Annotated in this window: 24 protein-coding genes; 12 read left to right on the top strand and 12 right to left on the bottom strand. The window is 72.1% G+C overall.

Annotated features, from left to right (window positions below):
• The first annotated feature begins 91 nt into the window (after nucleotides 1–91).
• A complete protein-coding gene (locus tag ACIBF8_RS04910; protein WP_396781044.1) occupies nucleotides 92–313 on the top strand; it encodes a DUF3072 domain-containing protein in 222 nt (73 codons plus the stop codon).
• 94 nt (nucleotides 314–407) lie between these two features.
• Here the strand turns inward: ACIBF8_RS04910 and ACIBF8_RS04905 are convergent, their stop codons facing one another.
• Complete coding sequence (locus ACIBF8_RS04905) at nucleotides 408–908, bottom strand: metallophosphoesterase family protein (RefSeq protein ID WP_396781043.1); 501 nt, start codon at nucleotides 906–908, stop codon at nucleotides 408–410.
• 66 nt (nucleotides 909–974) lie between these two features.
• A complete protein-coding gene (locus ACIBF8_RS04900) occupies nucleotides 975–2,804 on the bottom strand; it encodes a glycoside hydrolase family 15 protein (RefSeq protein WP_396781042.1) in 1,830 nt (609 codons plus the stop codon).
• A gap of 111 nt (nucleotides 2,805–2,915) precedes the next feature.
• On the opposite strand from ACIBF8_RS04900, the gene ACIBF8_RS04895 reads away from it, so the two are divergent.
• Nucleotides 2,916–3,503, top strand: a complete 588-nt coding sequence (locus ACIBF8_RS04895; protein ID WP_396781041.1) for a general stress protein — start codon at nucleotides 2,916–2,918, stop codon at nucleotides 3,501–3,503.
• 47 nt (nucleotides 3,504–3,550) lie between these two features.
• Here ACIBF8_RS04895 and ACIBF8_RS04890 read toward each other — a convergent pair whose 3' ends face one another.
• Entirely contained in the window at nucleotides 3,551–4,138 is a 588-nt protein-coding gene (locus ACIBF8_RS04890) for a DUF1684 domain-containing protein (RefSeq protein ID WP_396781039.1), read from the bottom strand.
• A 32-nt stretch (nucleotides 4,139–4,170) separates the two neighbouring features.
• On the bottom strand, nucleotides 4,171–4,725 hold the full coding sequence (locus ACIBF8_RS04885) for a TetR/AcrR family transcriptional regulator (protein ID WP_396781038.1): 555 nt from the start codon (nucleotides 4,723–4,725) through the stop codon (nucleotides 4,171–4,173).
• Between the two features lie 63 nt (nucleotides 4,726–4,788).
• Here ACIBF8_RS04885 and ACIBF8_RS04880 point away from each other — a divergent pair, with 63 nt between their 5' ends.
• Complete coding sequence (locus ACIBF8_RS04880) at nucleotides 4,789–5,277, top strand: FBP domain-containing protein (RefSeq protein ID WP_396781037.1); 489 nt, start codon at nucleotides 4,789–4,791, stop codon at nucleotides 5,275–5,277.
• Nucleotides 5,278–5,295: 18 nt separating this feature from the next.
• On the opposite strand, the gene ACIBF8_RS04875 is transcribed toward ACIBF8_RS04880, so the two are convergent.
• Nucleotides 5,296–5,829 carry a GNAT family N-acetyltransferase gene (locus tag ACIBF8_RS04875; protein ID WP_396781036.1) on the bottom strand — a complete coding sequence of 178 codons (534 nt, stop codon included), beginning with the start codon at nucleotides 5,827–5,829 and terminating at the stop codon, nucleotides 5,296–5,298.
• A gap of 157 nt (nucleotides 5,830–5,986) precedes the next feature.
• Between ACIBF8_RS04875 and ACIBF8_RS04870 the strand changes: the two genes are divergently transcribed.
• Entirely contained in the window at nucleotides 5,987–6,469 is a 483-nt protein-coding gene (locus tag ACIBF8_RS04870) for a MarR family winged helix-turn-helix transcriptional regulator (RefSeq protein WP_396781035.1), read from the top strand.
• 9 nt (nucleotides 6,470–6,478) lie between these two features.
• Entirely contained in the window at nucleotides 6,479–7,465 is a 987-nt protein-coding gene (locus tag ACIBF8_RS04865; protein WP_396781034.1) for a pirin family protein, read from the top strand.
• Nucleotides 7,466–7,529: 64 nt separating this feature from the next.
• Here ACIBF8_RS04865 and ACIBF8_RS04860 read toward each other — a convergent pair whose 3' ends face one another.
• Nucleotides 7,530–7,658: a hypothetical protein gene (locus tag ACIBF8_RS04860; protein WP_363615624.1), complete on the bottom strand. Its 129-nt coding sequence runs from the start codon at nucleotides 7,656–7,658 to the stop codon at nucleotides 7,530–7,532.
• 134 nt (nucleotides 7,659–7,792) lie between these two features.
• Between ACIBF8_RS04860 and ACIBF8_RS04855 the strand changes: the two genes are divergently transcribed.
• Entirely contained in the window at nucleotides 7,793–9,382 is a 1,590-nt protein-coding gene (locus ACIBF8_RS04855) for a phospholipase D family protein (RefSeq protein WP_396781033.1), read from the top strand.
• On the opposite strand, the gene ACIBF8_RS04850 is transcribed toward ACIBF8_RS04855, so the two are convergent.
• Entirely contained in the window at nucleotides 9,331–10,080 is a 750-nt protein-coding gene (locus ACIBF8_RS04850; RefSeq protein WP_396781032.1) for a hypothetical protein, read from the bottom strand. The two genes, ACIBF8_RS04855 and ACIBF8_RS04850, sit on opposite strands and share 52 nt — an antisense overlap.
• Nucleotides 10,081–10,456: 376 nt before the next feature.
• On the opposite strand from ACIBF8_RS04850, the gene ACIBF8_RS04845 reads away from it, so the two are divergent.
• Nucleotides 10,457–11,281 (top strand): SigB/SigF/SigG family RNA polymerase sigma factor, encoded by an 825-nt coding sequence (locus tag ACIBF8_RS04845; RefSeq protein ID WP_396781031.1) that lies wholly within the window; start codon nucleotides 10,457–10,459, stop codon nucleotides 11,279–11,281.
• Between the two features lie 107 nt (nucleotides 11,282–11,388).
• Here the strand turns inward: ACIBF8_RS04845 and ACIBF8_RS04840 are convergent, their stop codons facing one another.
• From ACIBF8_RS04840 to ACIBF8_RS04830, 3 genes are read right to left on the bottom strand one after another with little or no spacing between them, the layout of a single operon-like run.
• Complete coding sequence (locus tag ACIBF8_RS04840; RefSeq protein WP_396781030.1) at nucleotides 11,389–11,979, bottom strand: GNAT family N-acetyltransferase; 591 nt, start codon at nucleotides 11,977–11,979, stop codon at nucleotides 11,389–11,391.
• Nucleotides 11,976–13,487: an APC family permease gene (locus tag ACIBF8_RS04835; protein WP_396781029.1), complete on the bottom strand. Its 1,512-nt coding sequence runs from the start codon at nucleotides 13,485–13,487 to the stop codon at nucleotides 11,976–11,978. The genes ACIBF8_RS04840 and ACIBF8_RS04835 overlap by 4 nt, the downstream gene beginning before the upstream one ends.
• Before the next feature lie 45 nt (nucleotides 13,488–13,532).
• Nucleotides 13,533–14,159: a GPP34 family phosphoprotein gene (locus ACIBF8_RS04830; protein WP_396781028.1), complete on the bottom strand. Its 627-nt coding sequence runs from the start codon at nucleotides 14,157–14,159 to the stop codon at nucleotides 13,533–13,535.
• Between the two features lie 183 nt (nucleotides 14,160–14,342).
• On the opposite strand from ACIBF8_RS04830, the gene ACIBF8_RS04825 reads away from it, so the two are divergent.
• Genes ACIBF8_RS04825 through hrpB form a run of 3 tightly spaced genes read left to right on the top strand, consistent with a single transcriptional unit; the run spans nucleotide 14,343 to nucleotide 17,978 of the window.
• Nucleotides 14,343–15,167 (top strand): helix-turn-helix domain-containing protein, encoded by an 825-nt coding sequence (locus ACIBF8_RS04825; RefSeq protein ID WP_396781251.1) that lies wholly within the window; start codon nucleotides 14,343–14,345, stop codon nucleotides 15,165–15,167.
• Between the two features lie 41 nt (nucleotides 15,168–15,208).
• Entirely contained in the window at nucleotides 15,209–15,409 is a 201-nt protein-coding gene (locus ACIBF8_RS04820) for a DUF397 domain-containing protein (RefSeq protein WP_396781027.1), read from the top strand.
• Between the two features lie 28 nt (nucleotides 15,410–15,437).
• Nucleotides 15,438–17,978, top strand: coding sequence for an ATP-dependent helicase HrpB (gene hrpB, locus ACIBF8_RS04815; protein ID WP_396781250.1), 2,541 nt, complete (start codon nucleotides 15,438–15,440; stop codon nucleotides 17,976–17,978).
• Between the two features lie 8 nt (nucleotides 17,979–17,986).
• Here hrpB and ACIBF8_RS04810 read toward each other — a convergent pair whose 3' ends face one another.
• Nucleotides 17,987–18,712 (bottom strand): PP2C family protein-serine/threonine phosphatase, encoded by a 726-nt coding sequence (locus tag ACIBF8_RS04810; protein ID WP_396781026.1) that lies wholly within the window; start codon nucleotides 18,710–18,712, stop codon nucleotides 17,987–17,989.
• Nucleotides 18,713–18,985: 273 nt separating this feature from the next.
• Here ACIBF8_RS04810 and ACIBF8_RS04805 point away from each other — a divergent pair, with 273 nt between their 5' ends.
• Nucleotides 18,986–21,595, top strand: a complete 2,610-nt coding sequence (locus tag ACIBF8_RS04805; RefSeq protein WP_396781025.1) for a glycoside hydrolase family 9 protein — start codon at nucleotides 18,986–18,988, stop codon at nucleotides 21,593–21,595.
• Nucleotides 21,596–21,661: 66 nt separating this feature from the next.
• Here ACIBF8_RS04805 and ACIBF8_RS04800 read toward each other — a convergent pair whose 3' ends face one another.
• Entirely contained in the window at nucleotides 21,662–22,318 is a 657-nt protein-coding gene (locus ACIBF8_RS04800; protein ID WP_396781024.1) for an HAD family hydrolase, read from the bottom strand.
• A 218-nt stretch (nucleotides 22,319–22,536) separates the two neighbouring features.
• On the opposite strand from ACIBF8_RS04800, the gene ACIBF8_RS04795 reads away from it, so the two are divergent.
• Nucleotides 22,537–23,451 (top strand): hypothetical protein, encoded by a 915-nt coding sequence (locus ACIBF8_RS04795; protein ID WP_396781023.1) that lies wholly within the window; start codon nucleotides 22,537–22,539, stop codon nucleotides 23,449–23,451.
• The last annotated feature ends 132 nt before the right edge of the window (nucleotides 23,452–23,583 follow it).

Below are 23,583 nucleotides of genomic sequence, written 5' to 3'. Positions count from 1 at the left end.
GTGCACGCTCATCCGGTGATGGTAGGCGGCGGTCGGCGGGCATGAAGCACCAATGATCGGGGTACTGGCACACCTGTTCGAAGAAGGGATGATGACGATGACGAACCCGAGCAACCAGCACGCCGACCCGCGCGGCGGGATCAAGGACCCGGACGAGTGGGTCACCGGCGACGAGCCGCCGACGGCGGCCCAGGAGTCCTACCTGAACACACTCGCCCGCGAGGCCGACGCGGAGGTCCCCGACGACCTCTCCAAGGCCGAGGCGTCCAAGCAGATCGACGAACTCCAGGCCCAGACCGGCCGAGGCCGGTAACGCAGCCACCCTCGCCCGCGATCTTGCACTTTCTGTCGCGACATACCGCACATTCAGCGCACTTCGGCAACAGAAAGTGCAAGATCGCGGGGGGTCAGGGGCGGGGGAGTTGGTGTAGACGTACCTCGGTCAGGTGGCCGGCGTGGATCTTAGCGGTCTGGTAGGTGGCGTGGGGTTGGGAGCGGCGGTCGGTGGGTGAGCCGGGGTTGAGCAGGCGCAACCCACCGGCCGCCTCGGTGTCCCACGGGATGTGCGAGTGACCGAAGACCAGCAGGTCGACATCGGGAAAACGGGCCGCGCACCGCTTCTCGCGCCCGGTCCGCGGCCCGGTTTCGTGCACCACCGCGACCCGCAGGCCGTCGAGCTCGACCCGGGCCACCTCCGGCAGCCGGGCGCGCAGCGCCGGGCCGTCGTTGTTGCCGTACACCCCGATCAGTCGGCGTGACCGCGCGGTCATGGCGTCGAGCAGCGCCTCGTCCACCCAGTCGCCGGCGTGCACCACCACGTCGGCCGCCTCGATGGCCGCCCAGAGGGGCCCGGGCAGGTCCCGGGCCCGCTTCGGTACGTGGGTGTCCGCCGTGAGCACCAGCCGCATGCCGGCATTGTCCCCCGGGTCCCGGCCGTCCGCCGGGGGGACGTGGGTGGACGGCCGGGCTTCGGCTCAGGAGCGCACCGGAGAGAAGTACGCCGGAGGCGTTCCACGCTCGCGCAGCGCCGGGTCCCGGTCGACGTCGGTCAGCACACCAGCGGCGTTGATCAGGCCGATGTGCGAGAACGCCTGCGGGAAGTTGCCCAACTGTTCCCCGGTCAGCGGGTCGATCTGCTCGGCGAACAGGCCGAGGTCGTTGACCCGTGCCGCCAGCCCTCGGAACAGCCGGTGCGCCCGGTCCCGCTCGCCGGCCAGCGCCAGGCAGCACACCAGCCAGAACGAGCAGATGAGAAAACCCGCCGGGTCGCCGTCCCAGCGCCGCAGCAGGCCGTCGTGGGAGAGGCGCTGCTCCACCGCGCGGATCGTCGAGAGCATTCGCGGGTCGTCGGCCCGCAGGAACCCGACCAGCGGCATCACCAACACCGACGCGTCCAGGTCGTCGGACTCGAAACTCCCGGTGTACGACTGGAGCCGCTCGTTCCAGCCGCGCTCCAGCACCTCCGCACGCACCGCGTCGCGGGCGGCCGCCCAGCGGGCCACGTCCGGCGGTTCGCCGAGCACGTCACCGAAGCGGACCGCCCGATCCAGCGCGACCCAGCACTGCACCTTCGAAGACACATGGTGGTGCTGTACGCCGCGCTCCTCCCACATGCCCGCGTCGGGTAGCGCCCAGCCCCGCGCGGCCTGGTCGGCGAGCACCCGCAGGACGTGGTGCACCTCCGGGTCCAGCGGCTCCAGCTTGTCGCGCATCAACCAGGCGGCATCCATCGCCTCGCCGAAGATGTCGGTCTGCCGCTGCTGCCACGCGTCGTTGCCGATCATCACGGGCGGGCTGTCGCGGTACCCGCCGAGCTGTTCCAGGCGGTGCTCGGTGAGGTCCCGCTCCCCCAGCACCCCGTACATGATGGGCACCGGCTTGTCGTCGATGCGACCCATCGCCCGACCCAGCCAGGCGAACTGCCGCTGCACCTCGCTCAGGCAGGCCGTCCGCCACAGCGCCCGCAGTGTCAGACTGAAGTCGCGGACCCAGACGTAGCGGTAGTCGTAGTTGCGGTCACCGCCCAGTTTCTCCGGCAGTGAGGTGGTCACCGAGGCCACCACCGCGCCGCTGGGCCGGTACGTCATCCCCTGCACCACCAGCCGGCTGCGCCGCACCTGCTCGGCGTAGAGCCCGTCGTACGCGTGCTCGGCCGACCAGGAGCGCCAGCCGGCCACGGTGTCGGCGATGGTCTGGTCGGCGTCCGGCACCTCGGGCAGTGGGGCGTCGTAGGTCGGGGCGTACCCGAGGGCGAAGTTATGGGTCATGCCGGCACGGGTGGTGAACGTCCCGACGGCCTCACCGTCGCCGACGGTCAACCGCACACTGCCGCGCAGGGTGAGCCGGGCGGCCCCGGCGATGGCCTCCAGCATGTCCTCCCGCTCGATCAGGTACGCGACGGTGCGGCCGTACTCGAAGCGCGGCCGGTAGTGCAGCCGCATCGGCACCGCGCCGGACAACCCCTGCACCGACCGGACCAGCACCTGCGGCGAGTGCAGGCCGATGTCGTGACCTCGAGAGCCGGGCTCGAAGGCGAGCGCGTCGGTCAACGCGACCGTGCCGTGCGCGGTGTGGAAGACCGTTCGCAGCACCAGGGTGTCGTCAAGGTAGTCACGTTCGACGCGGTAGTCGCCCTCCGGCCGGATCGACCAGTGCCCGGCCCCGTCGTCGAGCAGCCGACCAAACACCGACGGGGCGTCGAACCGGCCCGGGCACCACCAGTTCACCGAGCCCGTGCCGTCCACCAGCGCCGCGCTGCGGCCGTCGGCGAGGAACCCGTAGTCGCTGATCTGTCCGCTCTCCACTCGACTGGCTACCCGGGCAGTCCGGGCCCATTCCCCTGCTGCCCGACGGCGGTCTCCGCGTTACCGGTCGTCCTGGGCGGGAACCCGGGGAGCTGACGAGGGAGGATGCTCATGACGTCAGCTTCGGGGCCGACCGCCGCCTGGCGGTCCGGCACACAGGGTGGCGACCTGCTTCCAACCGGGCCGGCTGGCCGCCTGTCGACACCGGCCGGCGACGGCCACGGGCCGGAAACGGGCCCGCCGACCGTGACGATCGGCTCGTACCCGGACTATCCGGCCGCGCAGCGGGTCGTCGACTATCTGGCCGACAACCGCTTTCCGGTGGAGCACAGCGCCATCGTCGGCACCAACCTCACCCTGGTGGAGACGGTGCTCGGGCGGATGACCACCGGTCGAGCCGGCCTGCTCGGCGCCGGCACCGGAGCCTGGTTCGGGCTCTTCATCGGCCTGCTGTTCGGCATCTTCACCGTCGGCAACTGGCTGGCGGTGATCCTGGTCGGCCTGGTCATCGGTGCGATCTGGGGTGCCGTGTTCGGCGCGGTCGCCCACGCGATGACCGGCGGGCAGCGCGACTTCACCTCGGCCAGCTCACTGCGCGCCGGCCAGTACGCGGTGACCGTCGACGCGCAGCTCGCCGACCAGGCGCGACAGCTGCTCGGTCGGATGCAGATGTCCAGCTCGGCCACGAACGCCCGCTGAGCGACGACCGGCCGCCCGCCCCGGCAGCACTCGGGGCGGGCGGCCGTTCAGTCGTGGTACGCCAGCTCGCCGGCCCGCAGGGGCACGTCGACCCGGTTTTCCGGAGGTGCCAGCGGGCAGGCCCAGCGGTCGTCGTAGGCGCAGCTCGGGTTGTAGAGGTAGTTGGCGTCCAGCCGGACCCGGTCGCCGGGCAGCAGCTCGACGCCCCGACCAAAGGTGCCCTTCACCGTGTCGGTGAGGTAGCGACCTCCCCCGTAGCTCTCCCGCCCGCAGGTACCGTCGCGCAGCGGCACGAACAGCCCGCCCCCGTACGCCTCGATCCACCACAGGGTCAGCGGCCCCCACGGCGTCTCGGCCACCGCGACCCGCCGGTACGCGATCACCCCGTCCGGGCCACCCGTGTCGATGTGCAGCTCGCCGGTGGCCGAGCGCAGCGGCGCCTCGACCACGGCCTCGGGGTTGGCCGGGAAGTAGCGCACCCCGGCGAAGCCGGGCCGCTCCGCCGGTGGGATCGGGCTCTGCGGGTGGGTGGCGAAGAGTTCGTCGCGGCCGGCGCGGAAGCCGGTCAGGTCGACGTCGGACAGGTACAGCCGGGCCACCCGCTCCCGCCAGTCGGCCAGCTCCAGATCATCCACGCCACCGAGCCTATGCGGTGACGCGCGGCGGCTCAGCGCGACGGCCAGTTGGTGAGGACGGCGTCGAGGGCGTCCAGGGTGCGTGACCACGATTCGTCGGTGGGGCGCGGGGTGTGCCGGAAGCCGCCGGTCCGCTCCAGGCTCACGAACCCGTGGAACGTGCTGTGCATCATCCGCACCGCATCGGTCTGGTCGGGCTCGGCGAGCCGGTAGCCGCGCAGGATCGCCCGGGTCATCTCGGCGTGCCGGACGCCCGCGCTCGCGGCGGCGGTCTCCGGGTCGAGGTCGATCTGCATGGCGGCGTAGCGGCCCGGGTGCGCTCGGGCGTAGTCGCGGTACGCGTTGGCGAAGGCCACCAGCGCGTCCTTGCCAGCCCGCCCGGCCAGCGCGGCGGCGACCCGGTCGGCCAGCTCCGCCAGCGCCAACAGGGCGATCCTGACTCGCAGGTCGTGCGCGTTCTTGAGGTGGAAGTACAGGCTCGCGTCCTTCACCCCGAACTGGCGGGCGAGCGCGGCGACGGTGACGTTCTGCACGCCCACCTCGTCGGCCAGCTCGGCCGCGGCCAGCGTCAGGCGCTCAATGGTCACCCCGGCACGTGCCATCCAACACACTCCCCTAGCTTTTTGCCTAGGAAGACTAGGCTGGTACCTATGTTAGCCCCAACCGAGTCCGCCATCCGCGCGTCCTTCGTCAACACCACGCAGGGCGAGGCGAAGCGGTTGGCCGTACCGACCGATCTCGACTTCCGACCCTGGGACGACCTCGACTTCCTCGGCTGGCGCGACCCCTCCGCGCCACAGCGGGCCTACCTGGTGGCCGAGGCCGACGACGGGCTGATCGGGGTGGCGCTACGGGTCGCACCGCAGCAGACCGGGCGCGTCCGACGCAGCATGTGCTCGCTCTGCCTGACCACGCACACCGGCGACGGCGTCTCACTGATGACCGCCCGCAAGGCCGGGTCCGGTGGGCGGCAGGGCAACTCGGTCGGTCTGTACGTCTGCTCCGACCTGGCCTGCTCCCTCTACGTGCGGGGCAAGAAGCACGCCGGACCGCGCATGCACGAGACGCTGACCCCGGCGGAGAAGGTCGAGCGCACCAGGAGCACGCTCACGGCGTTCCTCCGCAAGGTCACGCAGTGACGGCTGCCACGACCCCGGCTAGCGGTCGGTAGCCAGGCGGGCGTGCAGGTGCTCGTCGTAGCGGCGGCCGTCGCCGTACCGGTACGACTCGCGCAGGGTCCCTTCGGCCGGGTAGCCGGCGTGCTCGGCCACCCGGCAGGACGCCGGGTTGGCCACCGCGTGGCACAACTCCACCCGGTGCAGCCCGAGATCCGCGAACGCCCAGTCGGTGAGCCGGACGACGGCGCGCACCGCCACCCGACGCCCCCGCGCGGCGGGCACCGTCCAGTAGCCGATGGACGCGTCGCCGTGGTGGATGTGGTGCAGCGACACCGAGCCGAGCAGGCGGCCGTCGCCCGCCGCGGTCACCGCCATCGAGGCATGGTCACCGGCGGACCAGTCGGCCCGGCGGCGCACCCAGAGCAGCGCGACCTCGTCGTCGATCGGGCCGTCGCCCTGCGGGTTCCACTGCGCGATCCCCGGATCGCGCAGGGCGTCGCGCACCGCCGGGGCGTCCTCATCACGCCAGGGTCGCAGCAACAGGTCGGCGGCGGCGAGTTCCACGTGTTCCACGAGGCCGGAGTCTGGCACAACACGCGGCCTGCGCGCCGTCGGATTAGCGGAGAGCTTCTTCAAACCTGCACGATTCGGCCACCGGAGCGCGAAGAAGTGACCCAGGCAACGTCAAACCACATTAGTTAAATTTTGAAAGAGTGCTATCGTCGTGGGCATGACCGAGAGCCTGGACAGCACCCGAGAGGCCGCCTGGCGCGCCTACATCGAGGCCAGCCAGCGTCTCTACACGCAGCTGGAGGAGGACCTGCGGGTCGACAGCGACCTCAGCTTCGCCGACTACCACGTGCTGGTCCTGCTCTCCGAGGCGCCGGGGCAGCGGCTGCGGATGGGCGAGCTGGCCAGCCGGTTGATCTTCTCGCCCAGCCGCCTCACCTACCAGGTCTCCTCCATGCAGCGCCGTGGCCTGGTCAGCAAGGAGCCCTGCCCGGACGACCGGCGCGGCAGCGAGGCCGTGCTCACCGCCGCCGGGCTGCTCGCCCTGCGGGAAGCCGCACCCCACCATCTGGCGTCGGTGCGCACCCACCTGATGGACGACCTCGACGACGCCGAGGTCGCCTGCCTCACCCGGATCTTCGATCGGCTCGGCGAGCGCCTGCGCGCATCGCGGGTCAACTCGACCACCCCCGCCACACGTTAGGAGCCTTCGATGCCCGCGATCACGGTCGACAACGTTCTCGTCCTGCCCCGCCTGCCCCGACTCGACGAGAGCACCGCGTTCCGCCCGGTCCGCACGGTGACCACCGCGCCCAGCGGCTTCGAGGGTGAGGGCTTCCCGGTCCGTCGTGCCTTCGCCGGGGTGTCGACCACCGACCTGGACCCGTTCATCCACCTCGACCAGATGGGCGAGGTCGACTACGCGCCGGGCGAGCCCAAGGGCACCCCGTGGCACCCGCACCGCGGCTTCGAGACCGTCACGTACATCATCGACGGAGTCTTCGACCACCAGGACTCCAACGGCGGTGGCGGCACCATCACCGACGGCGACACGCAGTGGATGACGGCGGGCAGCGGCCTGCTGCACATCGAGGCGCCGCCGGAGCACCTGGTGGTGAGTGGCGGGCTCTTCCACGGCACCCAGCTCTGGGTCAACCTGCCCCGCTCGGCCAAGATGAACCCGCCCCGCTACCAGGACATCCGGGGTCGGGAGTCGGGGCTGCTCACCACGCCCGACGGCGGCGCGCTGATCCGGGTCATCGCCGGCGAGATCGCCGGGCAACGCGGCCCGGGTTCGACCTTCACCCCGATCACCGTCACGCACGTCACCGTGCAGCCGGGCGCGCAGGTCGACCTGCCCTGGCGGCCCGACTTCAACGCCCTGGTGTACGTGCTGGGCGGTCGCGGCACGGTCGGCACCGGTCGGCGGCCGGTGCGTACCGGCCAGCTCGCGGTGCACGGCCCGGGTGACGCGCTGCGGTTCAGCGCCGACGCCACGCAGGACAGCAACACCCCGGCGCTGGACCTCTACATCATGGGTGGTCAGCCGATCCGGGAGCCGGTGGCACAGTACGGCCCGTTCGTGATGAACACCCGCGACGAGCTGCTTCAGGCGTTCGAGGACTTCCAGGCCGGCCGCCTCGGCGTGATCCCCACCGAGCGGCTCCCGCACACCGGCGGCCAGGGCACCCGGCCCTGACCACCGTCGCGCACTGAGATCAGCGCCGGAGCCTCCGGTTCACCCGGGGGCTCCGGATGCCGACTCAGGAAACCGCGAAGATCCCGGCGACTCCCAGAATCACCATCACCAACACCGCTACCAGCGCACCCCGTTCGCTCTCCACCGCCGGCTCGCGGTCCTCGGTCACGGGATTCGTCGTGTTGCGGGGCATGGTGTGGCCTCCTCGGCTGTTGTCGCGTCGCTTGCGATGGCGTCGGCCAGGTCACCGGCCTGTCCGCCTGGCGTGCGGACCCGGGTCGGGGGTCCTACCGTGAGGACGTTGCCGACCTCCAGGGGGGCTGGACGGTGCCGTTGCAGGACTGGTTTCTCACCGCAGAGGAACGCGTCAACCCGGTCTCTGGGTTACCCGTGTGGACCACGGGAAACCTCACCGAACCGTTGATTCACGGTGCCGCGTACTTCGACCGGCTGGTCGACGAGGTCGAGGCGTTGGGCCCCGGCGACCATCTGTTCTTCACCGACTGGCGGGGTGACCCGGACCAACGGCTGCGCCCGGACGGTCCGACCGTGGCACAACTCTTCGCGCAGGCCGCCCAACGCGGTGTGGTGGTCAAGGGGCTGATCTGGCGCTCGCACCTCGACGTCCTGGCCTACAGCGAGGCCGAGAACCGCGATCTCAGCGAGACGGTCTCCGCCGCCGGCGGCGAGGTGTTGCTGGACCAGCGGGTCCGGCGCGGCGGCTCGCATCACCAGAAGCTCGTGGTGCTGCGGCACCCGGACGCGCCGGAGCGGGACGTCGCCTTCACCGGCGGAATCGACCTGTGCCACAGCCGCCGCGACGACGCCGCTCACCACGGCGACCCGCAACCGGTGCAGATGTCGCCACGCTACGGGCCCAACCCGCCCTGGCACGACGTGCAGCTCGCGGTGCGCGGGCCGGCGGTCGGCGCGCTGGACACCCTGTTCCGGGAACGCTGGACCGACCCGATGCCGCTGGATTCGGAGAACCCGCTGGCCCACCTACGGGATCGGCTGCGCGGCTCGGACCTGCGCCCCGATCCCCTGCCCGAGCAACCAGCGGATCCCCCGCCCTGCGGTCCGCACCAGATCCAGGTGCTGCGCACCTACCCCGCCGTCCGTCCGCGCTACTCGTTCGCGCCGGACGGAGAGCGCACCGTGGCGCGGGGCTACACCAAGGCGGTACGCCGGGCCCGCCGGCTCATCTATCTGGAGGACCAGTACCTCTGGTCGGCGGAGGTGGCGGACCTGTTCGCGCGGGCGCTGCGGGACAATCCGGACCTGCACCTGATCGCCGTCGTCCCCCGGCACCCGGATGTGGACGGCAAGCTGGCGTTGCCGCCGAACATGGTCGGGCGCGAGCAGGCGCTGTCGCTGTGCGAGCGGGCCGCGCCGGACCGGGTGCACGTGTTCGACGTGGAGAACCACGCCGGCGGCCCGGTCTACGTGCACGCGAAGGTGTGTGTGGTCGACGACGTCTGGGCCAGCGTGGGCAGCGACAACTTCAACCGCCGGTCCTGGACCCACGACAGTGAGTTGTCCTGCGCGGTGCTCGACGACACCCGCGACCACCGGGAGCCCACCGACCCCGCTGGACGGGGCGACGGCGCTCGGACGTTCGCCCGGGACCTGCGACTGCGACTGTGGCGCGAGCACCTGGACCGGGACCCGGATGGCGCGGACGACAGCGACCTGCTCGACCCGGCAGACGCCGTCGCGGCGGTCACGGCCGCCGCCGACGCATTACAGCAGTGGTACGACGACGGCCAGGTCGGCGAACGGCCGCCCGGACGGCTGCGCCCGCACCGCCCCGAGCGGCTGCCGTGGTACACCCGCGCCTGGGCGCTGCCGGTGTACCGGCTGGTCTATGACCCGGACGGCCGGCCGCTGCGGGCGAGACTGGCCGCCACCTGGTGAACCGGCCGGGCCGGCTCCGGCGCGGCGACCGCGTGCACGCTCAACCCACCGGGGTAGGCGAACGAGGAGCGCGGCGAGTAGTAGCCGAAACCGATGGTCAGCGGGTTGGCCGGGCGCAGCGCGTACAACGGGTGGTCGGGCTGGAGGAACTCCACCGACTCGATCTCGAACGGGGCGACCGGCTCGGCCACGAACGGGTAGGCCGAGCTGAGGAGCTGGCCGTCGCGCCGGGTGAAGTAGCGGTGGTGCCCACTGCTGATCACGTGCCCGGTCTCCCCCACCCGACACCGGGCCCGGATCAACGGCGTGCCGTCGATCTCCGTCTCGGAGAGCAGGTTCTCGCCGTTCACCTCGATCTGGGTGCGCCCGGCGAGCACCGGGGCGCCGCGGGCGGCAGCGTACTCACGAACCCGCCGGCTGGATGCCACGTAGTGGGTCCACCAGCCCCCCGGGTTCAGGCCGCCGGGCGCGTCGACGCCGAGTAGCGAGACGCCGAGGTAGGTCAGCGAGTACGCGCCGAAGCCGGAGGTCTGCGTCTCGTCGTCGACGATGTACTGGTTGAGGAAGACCTGCCGGTCGGGGCGGGGGCAGAGCCCCGGCGGAACCAGTGCGGCGACCGCGTCGGGATCCGCCGGCAGCCAGCTGAAGTAGAGGGTGCGACTGTTCACGACGAGCTGGGGAGCGGCTGGATCGAGCACGGTGCCTCCGAACCGGGTGTGTACACGCGACGCTACGGCCGGTCCCACCAGCGGGACAACGACGGATAGTCGACACTCCTGGCGAGATGTCGGATTTCGTGTTGACCACTCGACGTGGCGCGGGAACCGACCGGCCGAACCGGTAGGACGAGCGGGCAGCCGCCCATGGCCGGAAAACGGGGTAAGGCTCCGCACAGCCACCCCGACTTCCGTATGGTTTGTCCCTTTCGCGATCTAATACCCTTTAAGTACATCAGCCTTTCGGCTAGATTTCGGGGAGACGATCAGGTTAAGGTGACTCCCGAACGGCCCATTGGAAGCTAAACCAAAGCGTCACGTCTTTTTGTCCGCGGACGAGGTGCAGGGAGGACCACCCATGACCGCGCCAACGATCACCGAGCAGCCGAGCACCGCCGTCAAGGCCACCACCAAGCTCGATCCGCGCGCTCTCACCGACAGCGCCGCCGACCTGCTCAACGCGATGGCGGCGCTGCCCACCAACCACCCGTCGCGCGCCGCACTGCGGGACCGGGCGATCGAGGCCTGGCTGCCGCTGGCCAACCACCTGGCCCACCGCTACAGCGGGCGCGGTGAGCCGAACGACGACCTGGCGCAGACCGCCGCGATCGGTCTGATCAAGGCCATCGACAAGTTCGACCCCTCGCGCGGCGTCGACTTCGCCGGGTACGCGATTCCCACCATCATCGGTGAGCTCAAGCGGCACTTCCGGGATCGCACCTGGGACATCCGGGTGCCCCGCCGGCTCCAGGAGCTCCGGCTGGCCATCTCCGACGCCAACAGCTCGCTGTTGCAGACCCTCGGCCGCTCGCCGACGGTCGCCGACATCGCCGCCCACCTCAAGCTCACCGAGGAAGAGGTGCTGGAGGGCCTGGAGGGCGCTCGCGCGTACAACGCCGTGTCGCTGTCCACCCCGACCGGCGACGGCGAGCGCGCCACCGAGCTGGGCGACATGCTTGGCAGCGAGGACAACGAGTTCGAGCTGGCCGAGCTGCGGGTCGCCCTCGGCCCGGCACTGGCCACCCTCGACGAGCGCGAGCAGAAGATCCTCACGCTCCGCTTCTACGGCAACCTGACCCAGTCGCAGATCGCCGACCAGATCGGCGTCTCGCAGATGCACGTCTCCCGCCTGCTGACCCGGGCGCTGACCAAGCTGCGCGGCCAGCTCGACGGGACGTACTGAGTAGTTCACGACCAGAGGGCCGGGTCCGGCGGACCCGGCCCTCTGGCGTGGCCGCACTGTCACGCGAGCGTGACAGTGCGGCCACGGAACGTTCCATTGGGGCTGCGTCAGCGGCTGACGGGCTCCCGCCACATCGGCCAGAACGGCGTGCCGTCGGGCACCCGGAACGGCTCGCCGGCCAGGTAGCCGTGCCTCGCGTACAGGTCCCGGCCGCGCGGGCTGCTCGCCTCCAGGTACGCCGGCATCGCGTTGGCGTCCAGCCAGGCGTGGTGGTGCCGCATCAGCGCGCTGCCCAGCCCCTGACCCTGCCGGTTTGGCCGGGTCGCCAGGAACGCGAGGTGGTGGTGAGCCGGATGCGGGTGGTTCGCCGCGAACAGCTCGTCGAGGTGCTGGAACCGGTCGGTCCACTCGCCACAGGCTGCGGCCAGACGGGCGTCGTAGTCCGCCGGCGGCGGCGTCGGCTCGCCGACCGACGGGAACCACACCGCGACCGAGGCCCGGTCCGCGGTGGCGTGCACCATGCCGTGCCGCATCGCGTGCTCGACCAGGATCTCGAAGTCTCCGGTCAGCACGGCCTCCCGCTTGCTCGCGTCGGGCACCAGCCAGGACGTCACCCTCAGTGCGGTGAACGCCTCGGCGATCCGACTCGCCACGAGGGCGGTCTCCTCCGGGCCGAGCCGCTCGATGACCACGCTCATCGGGTCGCCTCCACGCTGGCCGGCGCCTCCGGCCGGACGGCAGCGGTGGCGCTCGCCGCGCCCAGACCGATCCGGGCGTACGTGTCCGGGCGGTTGCTGCGCAGCAGCAGTGCCCACCCGATGCCCAGCACGGCAGCCACCGGGTACGCGACCGGCAGCGCCCAACGCAGGGTGGAGTCCGGCGCGACGCCGAGCAGGTTGGCGAAATTCGCGACGGCGAACCAGATGATCACGAAGAGCGCGATGGTGGCCAGGCCGGGTGCGATGGCCCGCCGCCAGAGAGTCTCGCCGCCGCCGGAGCGGGCGAAGTAGGCGATCACCGCGACCGAGGTGGTGGCGATCAACAGCAGGACGCCGAACCCGCCGGTGGTGCCGATCCAGAAGAACAGCTGGACCACCGGGTCCCAGCCGTTGAGGGCGTACAGCAGGATGACCAGCAGACCGAGGGCGCTCTGCGCCACCGAGGCGGCCCGTGGTGCCCCGCTGCGGGCCGAGGTCCGCCCGAACACCGCGGGCAGCACCCGTTCCCGACCGAGCGCGAACGTGTAGCGGGCCGTGGTGTTGTGGAACGAGATCATCGCGGCGAGCACGGAGGTCAGGAAGAGCACCTGGCCGATGGTGACCGCGGTGTCACCGAGCTGCGCGGCGGCCAGGTTGAAGATCAGCCCGACGCTCTGCTCACCGGCCTCGGCGACGATCTGGTCCGGCCCGACGGCGACCGTCATGGTCCAGGACGACAGCGCGTACAACCCGGCGATGATCGCCACCGAGAGGTAGGTCGCGAGCGGCACCGTCCGCTTCGGGTCCTTGCTCTCCTCGCTGAAGACCACCGCGGACTCGAAGCCGACGAAGCCGAGGATGGCCAGCACCAGCACCGCGCCGACACCCGGCACGAAGAGGTTGTCCGGCGAGAACGCGGTGAAGCTGACCTGACCGTCGGCCGGGTTGCCGATCTGTCCCAGGTCGAAGACGAGGATCACCACGACCTCGGCGATCAGCAGCGCGGCCAGCACCATGCCGTTGAGGTCGACCCGGAGCAGGCCGAGCAGGCCGACCAACGCCCACGCCACCAGGGCCACGACGGCCCAGTGCGGGTGCCCGCCGAAGATCCGGTCGAGCACCGGCTCGGCCGCCACGCCGATGGTCCCGTACAGCCCGACCTGGAGCGCGTTGTACGCGAGCAGCGCGACCCAGGCGGCGCCCACGCCGGCCGGTCGGCCGAGGCCCCGGGAGATGTAGGCGTAGAAGGCGCCGGCGTTCTCCACCCGCCGGGACATCGCCACGTAACCCACCGAGAACAGCGCGAGCACCGCAGCGATCAGCAGGAAGGCCAGCGGGATTCCGGTCACCCCGATCACGCCGTAGCCGGTGGTGACGACGCCGGCCACCACGGTCAGCGGTGCGGCGGCGGAGAGGACGAAGAAGATCACCGACGGGATGCCGAGGCGGCCTCGGGCCAGGGCTTCGGAGACGTTGCTGGGTCGGTCGACTGTCGATGTCGGGGGCATACGACTACTCCGATTGTCGAGGGGAGGGGTTGGGTTACCGGGGGATCAGGGGATGCCGCGCAGCACGGCGGCGCCGACTGCGGCCTCGGTGTGCCCGACGAGTTCCTTGAGGGGCGCCGGCAGCGCGGGGATGAGCACGTTCAGCCGGTGGTGCGCGCGGGGGCCGGCACTCCACAGCACCTCGCGGGTCAGCCCCGCGGCCACGACCAGGCCGAGTAGCAGGGCGTCCGGCACGCCGGGCGGGTCCGGTCGGTCCAGCAGGGCCCGCAACCGGGTGGCCGGCCAGGCCACCGCGTTGAGGTCGATCGGCAGGTAGCTGACCGTGCTGCGGAGCAGCCGGCGAGTCTCCTGGCGGCGCAGCACACCGGCACGCGCCAGCCGCTCCCCGACCGAGGTCGTCGCGCTCTGCGCCAGGAAGCTGAGCCAGGTACGCAGCTCCTGGTGTTGGGACTCGCCGACCAACTGGTCCAGCACGGTGTGCGCCAGCGCGTCCGCCGGCGGGCGCCGGTCGATGACGGCGACCCGCCCGGCCATGACGGTGATGTGTCCATAAAGGATCAGCTCGCCGAGGAGCCCGCCGGCGAGCCCGAGCCCGGTCGCCGCCGGGTGCAGTTTGGCCTTGCCACGACTGTCGTTGTGGGCGATCAGGAAGAACTCGTCGGCGATGAGCAACGGTCCTCCCGCACAGGTGTGTCCACAGTGAGCGCGACCGGGAAAGGATGCACCGACAGCTACTGCAACGCAACTCCCAGATTTGAAAGTTGCACTCCGTGCAGGCGCGACCTGCGGATCTTGTCGTGGCAGACTCGGACGGTGACCGCCACTCCCACCATCCGACCCGCCGCCAGCCCGACCGTGCGCCGCCGACGCATCGCGCGGGAGCTTCGCCAACTCCGGGAACGCGCGGGCATGACCCTCGATGTGGCAGCTCGTCAGCTCGACATGTCGAAGAGCAACCTCTCCCGGATCGAGACCGCGCAGATCGGGATCAAGCCGCGCGACGTCCGCGCCGCGCTCGCGCTCTACCAGGTGACCGGTTCGGACGCCGAGGCGCTGATCGAGATCGCTCGCGGGGCACAGCAGCGCGGCTGGTGGCAGAACTACAGCGACGTCCTCCCCGAGTGGTTCGAGTTCTACGTCGGGCTGGAGGCCGAGGCGGCGGCGCTGCGCACGTACGAGGCCGAGTCGGTGCCGGGGCTGCTGCAGACCGAGGCGTACGCCCGGGAGATCTATCGGCGCACGGCCGGCGAGGAGGGCCTGGAACGCAAGATCGCCGCTCGGCTGCACCGACAGGAGGTGCTGCACCGCGAGAACCCGGTCAACCTATCGGTGGTTGTCAATGAGGCGGTGCTCCTGCGCCCGGTCGGCGGCACCGCGGTGATGGCCGAACAACTGGTCCACATGAGCCGGATCGCACAGCTACCCAACGTGACAATTCAAGTACTTCCCTTCGCGGCCGGCGGGCATCCCGCGATGAGCACCCCGTACGTGATCCTCAACTTCGCCGATGCCGCCGATGCGTCCGTGGTTTACCTGGATAACCTCACGATGGGCCTGGCTCTGGAGGATGCCGATCAAGTGCTCGGGTATAGCCTTCTGCACGAGGAGCTGTGCCGGATGGCGCTCGATCCGACGGCGTCGGCGACCCGTCTTGAGCAGGCTTCTCGTAACTTTGCGTGACCGCGTCTGCGGCACGCCGACGCAGACGAGAGGTACCGCGGATGACGGCGTACGACCTGACCGGGGCGGACTGGCGCACCAGCACGCGCAGCAGCGGCAATGGCAACTGCGTGGAGGTCGCGACAGTCGACGGTCAGGTCGCCGTCCGGGACAGCAAGGACCGCTCCGGCCCGGTGCTCGCCTTCGGCGCCCCCGCCTGGCGGGCCTTCGTGCTCAGTGTCGGCGAGGTCCGTCGCCGCTGAGGTGCCCGCACCGGTGCGAGACTGGGCCGTGCTCTCCGACGTAACCCTCGACCTGCCGGTTCGCCCGGTCCTGCCGGCGCTGGTCGCGGCACTCGACGCGGCCGGCGCCGGTGTGCTGGTGGCCCCGCCGGGCACCGGCAAGACCACCCTCGCGCCGCTGGCGGTGGCCGACCGGGTGACCGGTCGGGTGGTGATCGCCCAACCCCGTCGGGTGGCGGCTCGCGCCGCTGCCCGGCGAATGGCCGAGCTGCTCGGCGAGCGGGTCGGCGAACGCGTCGGCTACGCGGTCCGCGGCGAGCGCCGGGTCGGCCCGACCACCCGGATCGAGGTGGTCACCACCGGTCTGCTGGTCCGCCGGCTGCACCACGACCCGGAGCTGCCCGGCACGGGCGCCGTGCTGCTCGACGAGTGCCACGAACGCCAACTCGACGCCGACCTCGCGCTGGCCTTCACCGTGGAGGCGCGGGCCACCCTTCGGCCGGACCTGTGGTTGCTCGCGATGTCGGCGACCCCTGACACCGACCGGTTCGCTGCGCTGCTGGGCGGGCCGACCCCGGCTCCGGTGGTACGGGCCGACTCGGCACTGCACCCGGTACAGCGGATCTGGTCGCCCCCGGCCCGCCCGATCGCCCCGCCGGGGGCCGGGCCGGTGGACCGGGCCCTGCTCGACCACGTGGCCGCCACCGTCCGGCGGGCGCTGCGCGAGCAGGACGGCGACGTGCTCGTCTTCCTGCCCGGGTCGGGCGAGATCGCGGCGGTCACCGGACGGCTCGGCGACCTGCGCGACGCGGTCGCGCTGCTGCCGCTGCACGGCCGTCAACGCGGCACCGAGCAGGACGCCGCGCTGCGTCGGGCCGACCGACGACGGGTCGTCCTGTCCACCGCGCTGGCCGAGACCAGCCTGACCGTTCCGGGCGTGCGGGTCGTGGTGGACGCCGGGCTGTCCCGGGTACCCCGGATCGACCTGGCCCGTGGGCTGGGCGCGCTGGTCACCGTGCCGGTCTCCCGCGCCGCCGCAACCCAGCGGGCCGGCCGCGCCGGCCGGGAGGGCCCGGGGTACGTCTACCGGTGTTGGTCCGCGGCGACCCATGAGCGGCTGCCCGCCCGCGCCGAGCCGGAGATCGCCACCGCCGACCTGACCGGTTTCGCGTTGGAGCTGGCCGCGTGGGGCCAGCCGGACGGCGTGGGGCTGGCGCTGCCCGACGCGCCGCCGGCCGCCGCGATGACGGTGGCCCGGGACACCCTGGCGACCCTGGGCGCGGTCGACGGCGACGGCCGGATCACGGCTCGAGGTCGGGCGATCGCCGCCGCCGGCGCGCACCCACGGCTGGCTCGGGCGCTGCTCGACGGCGCGGGTCGGGTCGGCGCCGATCGGGCGGCCGAGGTGGTCGCCCTGCTCGCCGAAGAGAGCGCGGCCGGCCCCGGCGACGACCTGGTCGCCGGTTGGCGTCGGCTGCGGGCCGGCGTGGACGCGGGCGCGACCGCCCGCTGGCGCACCGAGGTACGCCGGCTGCGCGTCGCGCTGCCGCCCGGCGCGCCGCCGAAGGGTCACGCCGACTCGACCGACCGCCCCGGCCCGGGTGGCCTGAGTGACGATCTCGCCGCCGGGCTGCTCGTCGGTCTGGCGTACCCGGAACGGTTGGCCCGGGTGCGGCGGACCGGTGGTTCGGCGTACCTGATGACCGGCGGGACCGCCGCGGAACTGGCGGCCGGCTCGGCGCTGGCCGGGTCCGACTGGCTGGCGGTGGCCGTCGCGGACCGTGCGCCCGGCGCGCCGTCGGCGCGGATCCGCCGGGCCTGTCCGGTGGACGAGGCGACGGCCCGGGAGGCGGCCGGCCCGTTGCTGCGCACCGGCCGCGAGGTCGGCTGGTCCGGCGGGGACGTGGTGGCCCGGGAGGTGACCCGGCTGGGCGCGATCGAGCTGGTCCAGCGACGCCTGGACCGACCGGACCGGGCGGAGGTGGCTGCGGCGCTGCTGACCGGCCTGCGCCAGGACGGGTTGGGACTGCTGCCCTGGACGCCAGCGGCGCGGGCGCTGCGCGAGCGGCTCGCGTTTCTCCGGCACCACCTGGGCGATCCGTGGCCGGAGGTCGGCGACGCGGCGTTGCTGGACGCCGCGCCGAGCTGGCTCGGCCCCGAGTTGGCCGCCGCCCGGCGCCGGGCCGATCTGGCGCGGGTGGACGTGTCGTCGGCGCTGCGGCGGCTGCTGCCCTGGGCGCAGGCCGCCCGTCTCGACCAGCTGGCCCCGGAGCGGATCGAGGTGCCGAGTGGGTCTCGGATCCGGCTGGACTACAGCGACCCGGCCGCGCCGGTGCTCGCCGTGAAGCTCCAGGAGACGTTCGGTTGGCCGGCAGCCCCCCGCATCGCCGACGCTCGGGTGCCGGTGCTGCTGCACCTGCTCTCCCCCGCCGGTCGGCCGGTGGCGGTCACCGCCGACCTGGCGTCGTTCTGGCGTACCGGTTATCCGCAGGTCCGCTCCGAGCTGCGCGGGCGCTACCCCCGGCACCCGTGGCCGGAGGACCCGGCAACGGCGACACCCACCCGGCACGCCACACCCCGTCGGCGCTGAGCGGCGGCCTACTCCTCGACGACGTCGGCCACCACGACGGTGACATTGTCCGGCGCGCCGGCGTGCAGGGCCAGATCGATCAGCTTGCCGGCGCAGGCGTCCCGGTCCGGGTAGCCGCCGAGCACCTCGGTGAGGGTGTCCGGCCGGACCACGTTGGAAAGTCCGTCGCTGCACAGCAGCCACCGGTCGCCGGCCCGGGGCACCATCGTCGCGTACGACGGGGAGACCTCGTCGCCCTGCAACGCCTGGGTGACCACGGCACGGCGCGGGTGGCTGCTGGCCTGGTCCGCGGTGATCACGCCCTGGTCCACCAGCATCTGGACGAACGTGTCGTCCCGGGTGATCTGCTTGAGCACACCCTCCCGGAACAGGTACGCCCGGGAGTCACCGACGTGAGCGAGGGCCAGGCAGCTGCCGGTACGGGCGAAGAGCAGGGCGGTCAGGGTGGTGCCCATGCCCTGGCGCTCGGGATCCTCGGCCACCGCCTGCCGGATCCGGGAGGTGGCCAGCGCGATGCCACCCTCGAGCGCGGCCACCAGAGCGTCCTCGGGGGTCTCCACGTCCAGCGGGGCGACCGCGTCGATGGTGAGGGCGCTGGCCAGGTCGCCGGCGGCCATCCCGCCCATGCCGTCGGCGACGGCGACGAGCCAGGTGCCGGCGTGCAGGGCGTCCTGGTTTCCGCTGCGGATCAGCCCACGGTCGCTCGTTCCCACGGAACGCAGCTTCAGGGTCATGGGAGGCAGCCTGCCAGGCGAAGGGCGCAGTTGTCTCTAGGAGATCAGGACGACGGCGCGTGGCGCGGCCAATCTCACGTCCGCGCGGCGGCGCGTCGCGCGCACCCGCCGGACTGACCGCCCTCGTCGAATGCCAGAACCCATCCAATCAGATCAATTGACAGGGAGTGCTGGCGCTGGAAACATCGAGCCGACACCTGGGAGCGCTCCCAGGTGTCCTGGCACCACTGTGTCACCACCACCGTCCCACTTTCCGTCCCGGAAGGACTCCCCGTGACGCCATCCCGACGCCGCCTCTTGTTGGTCGCGGCGACCACTCTGGCCCTCACCGGCGCGGGCGCCGGCGCGGCCCACGCCGACCCACCACCGGACGCCCCCGAGCAGATCGACAACGGCGACTTCAGCGCCGGCGTGAGCCCCTGGTTCTCCTTCGGCACCGGCCCGCTGGCGGTCACCGACGGCCGGCTCTGCACCACCGTCGCGGGCGGGTTGGCCAACCCGTGGGACGCCGGTATCGGCCAGGACGGCGTGCCGCTGATCGCCGGCGCCGAATACACCCTCGGCTTCTCGGTCTCCGCGACTCCCGGCGCCGCGGTGAAGGCCGTGTTGCAGCTCGGCAGCGCCCCGTACACCACGTACGCGGCCGTGGACGCCACCGCGACCGGCACCGCCCAGCGGGTCGAGCAGACCTTCACCGTCCCGGACAACAACCCCAACGCCCAACTGATCTTCCAGGTCGGCGGCGCCGCCCAGGCGCAGACCATCTGCCTGGACGACGTCTCGCTGCGCGGCGGCGAGCCCCCCGAGCCGTACGTGCCGGACACCGGGCCGCGGGTACGCGTCAACCAGGTCGGCTACCTGCCCAGCGGCCCGAAGAACGCCACGGTCGTCACCGAGTCCACCGAACCGCTGCCCTGGCAGCTGCGCAGTGCCGCCGGTGCCGTCGTGGCCAGCGGCACCACCGCCGCTCGCGGTGTCGACGCCGCCTCCGGGCAGAACGTGCAGACGGTCGACTTCTCCAGCTACCGCACCCCCGGCACCGGGCTCACGCTCACCGTCGACGGCGAGACCAGCCACCCGTTCGACATCTCCGGCACCCTCTACGACCAGCTGCGCTCCGACTCGCTGCAGTTCTTCTACGCCCAGCGCAGCGGCATCGCGATCGACGGCGACCTGATCGGCGACGAGTACGCCCGGCCCGCCGGCCACCTCGGCGTCGCACCCAACCAGGGCGACACCAGCGTGCCCTGCCAGCCGGGTGTCTGCGACTACTCCCTCGACGTGCGCGGCGGCTGGTACGACGCCGGCGACCACGGCAAGTACGTGGTCAACGGCGGCATCGCCACCTACCAACTGTTGAACACCTTCGAGCGGACCAAGACGGCCGCCACCGCCAACGGCGGCGCGGAACTCGCCGACGGCACGCTGCGGGTGCCCGAGCGCGACAACGGGGTGCCGGACATCCTCGACGAGGCCCGCTGGGAGCTGGAGTTCCTGCTGCGCATGCAGGTGCCTGCCGGCAAGCCGCTCGCCGGGATGGTCCACCACAAGATCCACGATCAGAACTGGACCGGGCTGCCGCTCGCCCCGCAGGACGACCCGCAGCGGCGCGAGCTACACCCGCCGTCGACCGCGGCCACCCTCAACCTGGCCGCCACCGCCGCCCAGTGCGCCCGGCTGTTCGCCCCCTACGACGCGGCGTTCGCGGCCCGCTGCGGCACTGCCGCGAAGACGGCCTACGCCGCGGCCAAGGCCCACCCAGCGGTGTACGCCAGCCCGACCGACGGCACCGGCGGCGGCGCGTACGACGACAGCAACGTCACCGACGAGTTCTACTGGGCGGCGGCCGAGCTGTACCTGACCACCGGGGCGCAGAACTACCTGACCGACCTGACCGCCTCCCCGCACCACACGGGGAACGTGTTCGACGCCCGGGGCTTCGGCTGGCAGAGCGTGGCCGCGCTGGGCCGCCTCGACCTGGCCACCGTGCCGAACGGGCTGCCCGCCGCCGACCTGGCCCGGGTCCGCGCCTCGGTCACCACCGCCGCCGACGCGTACCTCGCCGAGCTGCGTCGTCAGGCGTACGGGCTGCCGATGCCCGGTGACGCCAACAGCTACTTCTGGGGTGGCAACAGCAACGTCATCAACAACGCGGTGGTGCTGGCCACCGCGTTCGACCTGACCCGCAACCCGGTCTACCGCGACGGCGCCGTGCAGGCGATGGACTACATCTTCGGTCGCAACGCCCTGAACATCTCCTACGTCACCGGGTGGGGTGAGCACGCCGCGCAGAACCAGCACAGCCGGATCTTCGGCCACCAGCTCGACCCGAACCTGCCCCGACCGCCCGCCGGCTCCCTCGCCGGTGGCCCGAACGCGGCCCTCCAGGACCCGTTCGTGGCGCAGTTGCTCGCCGGCTGCGCGCCGATGTTCTGCTACGTCGACGACATCAACTCGTACTCGACCAACGAGGTGGCGATCAACTGGAACTCGGCGCTGGCCTGGATCGCCTCGTTCCTGGCCGACCAGGGCGACGCCGGCGCGGTGCCGCCCAGCACCTGCTCGGTGGGCTACACCAATTACGGCGCCTGGCAGGGCGGCACCGGGTTCACCGCCCAGCTGACCGTCCGCAACACCGGCGCCACCACCATCAACGGCTGGAGCGTGCGCTTCGCGTTCACCGGTGACCAGCGGGTCCGCGAGGCGTGGCTGGCGAAGGTCACCCAGTCCGGCGCGACGGTGACCGCGCGCAACGAGTCGTACAACGCCAAGATCGCGCCCGGTGGCACTGTGACGTTCGGCTTCAACGCGACCACCGGCGGCGGCGCCAACCCTAGCCCCGGCCTGGTCACGGTCAACGGAGCGGCCTGCTCGCTGACCTGATCAACGTCCTGGTGGCCGCCCTCGGCGGGCGGCCACCGGGACCGCACGTTTCGCGCGGCCGGCGGGTCAACCGCCGGCCGCGTTGTGCTTCGCGACCAGGCCGGGGAGTTCGTCCAGCGAGTCGACCCGGAACAGGCACCGCTCGGCCACCGTGGCGGGGTCGAGGATGTGCCCCCACGGGCCACGCCGGATCAGGCACGTCTTCATGCCAGCCTCCAGGGCCGGGCGCACGTCGTTGTCGGGCCGGTCGCCCACGTACAGGATCGACGACGCGACGCCACCGCCCGCGGCGACGACCCCCTCGAAGAACGCCGGTGCCGGTTTCGCCACGCCCCACCCGTGCGACGTGCCGATCACGTCCACCGGGAGGTCGAGGGCGCGCAGGGTCGCCTCCGCATGAGCTGGCTGGTTACCGGCCAGGCCCACGAACAGACCCTGGTCCCTCAAGGACTCCAGGCATCCCCGCGCGTCCGGGTAGAGGTCCTCCTCGGCGAACGACTCCGGCTGGCCGGCAGCGGCCCGGCACTCCAGCTCCGTCGTGAGATCGAAATCGGGCCGGAAGACCCGGAACGTCTCCTGATAGTTCAGACCCCGGGCGATCACCGCACCGAAGACCGCCGAGAACGTGTGCCGGGGGACGCCGAGCCAGTCGGCCCAGGCAGCGAACTCGTGAGACTCGTCGAGAATCGTCCCACCAACGTCGAAGAAGACCGCGTCAATCATGTCCGCCCCCGTCAGGCTCGCGCGCCGGTGAAGCATAGACGGGGATACGAGCGACCGGCGCCCGCGTGATCACGTGATGGTGCACGGCCGGCGGTGCGTTGACCGTTCGGAGCGGGCTGGTGCCGCCGGCTGGCGCTGTCGAGTTGATGCCGTCAACGATGCGCGGGAGCGCGACAAAACCGGTGGATCAGATCCTCCGAGTGAGTCATGGTGGCGCGATGGCGGGTGACGAACTGGCCGGCGCGGAGCGTCGGGTGTGGGCGACGATGCCGACGGGGACGCGGACCGCGCTGGCCGGACTGTCCGGCGCGGACCTGCGCACCCTCCTGCTGACCGTGGCTCGCGACCGTGCGGCCAGCGTGCGCCCGTCCGAGCTGCTACGCCGCTGGCGCGAGGACCGCTTCGTCCGCCCGGCCCGCGCCGACCCGCGCGCCCTCGCTCGGCTGGAGGCCTGGCTGTGGCAGCTGCTGCCGGCCGACGTCGCCGGGGTGGAGCTGTCGCCGGTCGTACCGGTCGGCACCTGCTCGGCGGTCGCACCGGTCAGCCAGAACAGGGTCGTCACCACGATGCGCGCCAGCGAGGTGCTGAGCGACCCCACCAACGCCCTCGCCATCGAGGCGGCCGTGCGTCGCCGCCGCCAGAGCGAGGTGCACCTGGCCACCGCCCAACGGGTGCTGCGGGCGCAGGACTTCGGCGGCGACGCGTCGGCGCACTTCCGGCTCTTCACCCTGGTGTCCACCGCCCGGGACACCGGCTCGGGCGACACCCAGGCCCGGCTGCTGGTCCGGCACCTCACCTACTGGCGGACCGTCCTCGCCGAGTTGGCGCCTACCGTCACGCCTCAGCTACACGTCACCACCTTCGACGACCGGATCATCCAGGAGCGGCTGGCCGACACCGTCCGGCCGGCGCTCGCCGGGGACGCGGTGCCGCTGGTGGACGAACCGGAGCGGACTCGCGGTCGCGGCTACTACACGGGGTGCGCCCTGCGGATCACCGTCCTGGGTGGCGGCCTGGAGATCGGCGACGGCGGTCTCACCGACTGGACCGCCCGACTGCGCGGCGACGCCAAGGAACGCTGCCTCGTCTCGTGCCTCGCCACCGAACGTCTCGTCGACCACGTGGTCCACTGAGGCGACTCACGCGGTGGCCGCGCTCGGATCCGGTGGCCGCGCTCGAATCCGGTGGCCGCGCTCGAATCCGGTGGCCGCGCTCGAATCCGGTGGCCGCGCTCGGATCCGGTGGCCGACTTCTGCCCTTCCGAC

The sequence above is a fragment of the Micromonospora sp. NPDC050276 genome (assembly GCF_044459545.1).
In the GTDB taxonomy this organism is placed as follows: domain Bacteria; phylum Actinomycetota; class Actinomycetes; order Mycobacteriales; family Micromonosporaceae; genus Micromonospora.
This window is presented reverse-complemented; position numbering and strand designations above follow the sequence as displayed.

What these genes read in the sequence shown, in the direction of transcription:
- ACIBF8_RS04845 (WP_396781031.1), top strand. Translation starts at nt 10,457, where the DNA reads ATGACCGCGCCAACGATCACCGAGCAGCCGAGCACCGCCGTCAAGGCC.
- ACIBF8_RS04870 (WP_396781035.1), top strand. Translation starts at nt 5,987, where the DNA reads ATGACCGAGAGCCTGGACAGCACCCGAGAGGCCGCCTGGCGCGCCTAC.
- ACIBF8_RS04840 (WP_396781030.1), bottom strand. Translation starts at nt 11,979, where the DNA reads ATGAGCGTGGTCATCGAGCGGCTCGGCCCGGAGGAGACCGCCCTCGTG.
- ACIBF8_RS04820 (WP_396781027.1), top strand. Translation starts at nt 15,209, where the DNA reads ATGACGGCGTACGACCTGACCGGGGCGGACTGGCGCACCAGCACGCGC.
- ACIBF8_RS04905 (WP_396781043.1), bottom strand. Translation starts at nt 908, where the DNA reads ATGCGGCTGGTGCTCACGGCGGACACCCACGTACCGAAGCGGGCCCGG.
- ACIBF8_RS04880 (WP_396781037.1), top strand. Translation starts at nt 4,789, where the DNA reads ATGTTAGCCCCAACCGAGTCCGCCATCCGCGCGTCCTTCGTCAACACC.
- ACIBF8_RS04800 (WP_396781024.1), bottom strand. Translation starts at nt 22,318, where the DNA reads ATGATTGACGCGGTCTTCTTCGACGTTGGTGGGACGATTCTCGACGAG.
- ACIBF8_RS04860 (WP_363615624.1), bottom strand. Translation starts at nt 7,658, where the DNA reads ATGCCCCGCAACACGACGAATCCCGTGACCGAGGACCGCGAGCCGGCG.
- ACIBF8_RS04865 (WP_396781034.1), top strand. Translation starts at nt 6,479, where the DNA reads ATGCCCGCGATCACGGTCGACAACGTTCTCGTCCTGCCCCGCCTGCCC.
- ACIBF8_RS04795 (WP_396781023.1), top strand. Translation starts at nt 22,537, where the DNA reads ATGGCGGGTGACGAACTGGCCGGCGCGGAGCGTCGGGTGTGGGCGACG.
- ACIBF8_RS04835 (WP_396781029.1), bottom strand. Translation starts at nt 13,487, where the DNA reads ATGCCCCCGACATCGACAGTCGACCGACCCAGCAACGTCTCCGAAGCC.
- ACIBF8_RS04810 (WP_396781026.1), bottom strand. Translation starts at nt 18,712, where the DNA reads ATGACCCTGAAGCTGCGTTCCGTGGGAACGAGCGACCGTGGGCTGATC.
- ACIBF8_RS04910 (WP_396781044.1), top strand. Translation starts at nt 92, where the DNA reads ATGACGATGACGAACCCGAGCAACCAGCACGCCGACCCGCGCGGCGGG.
- ACIBF8_RS04895 (WP_396781041.1), top strand. Translation starts at nt 2,916, where the DNA reads ATGACGTCAGCTTCGGGGCCGACCGCCGCCTGGCGGTCCGGCACACAG.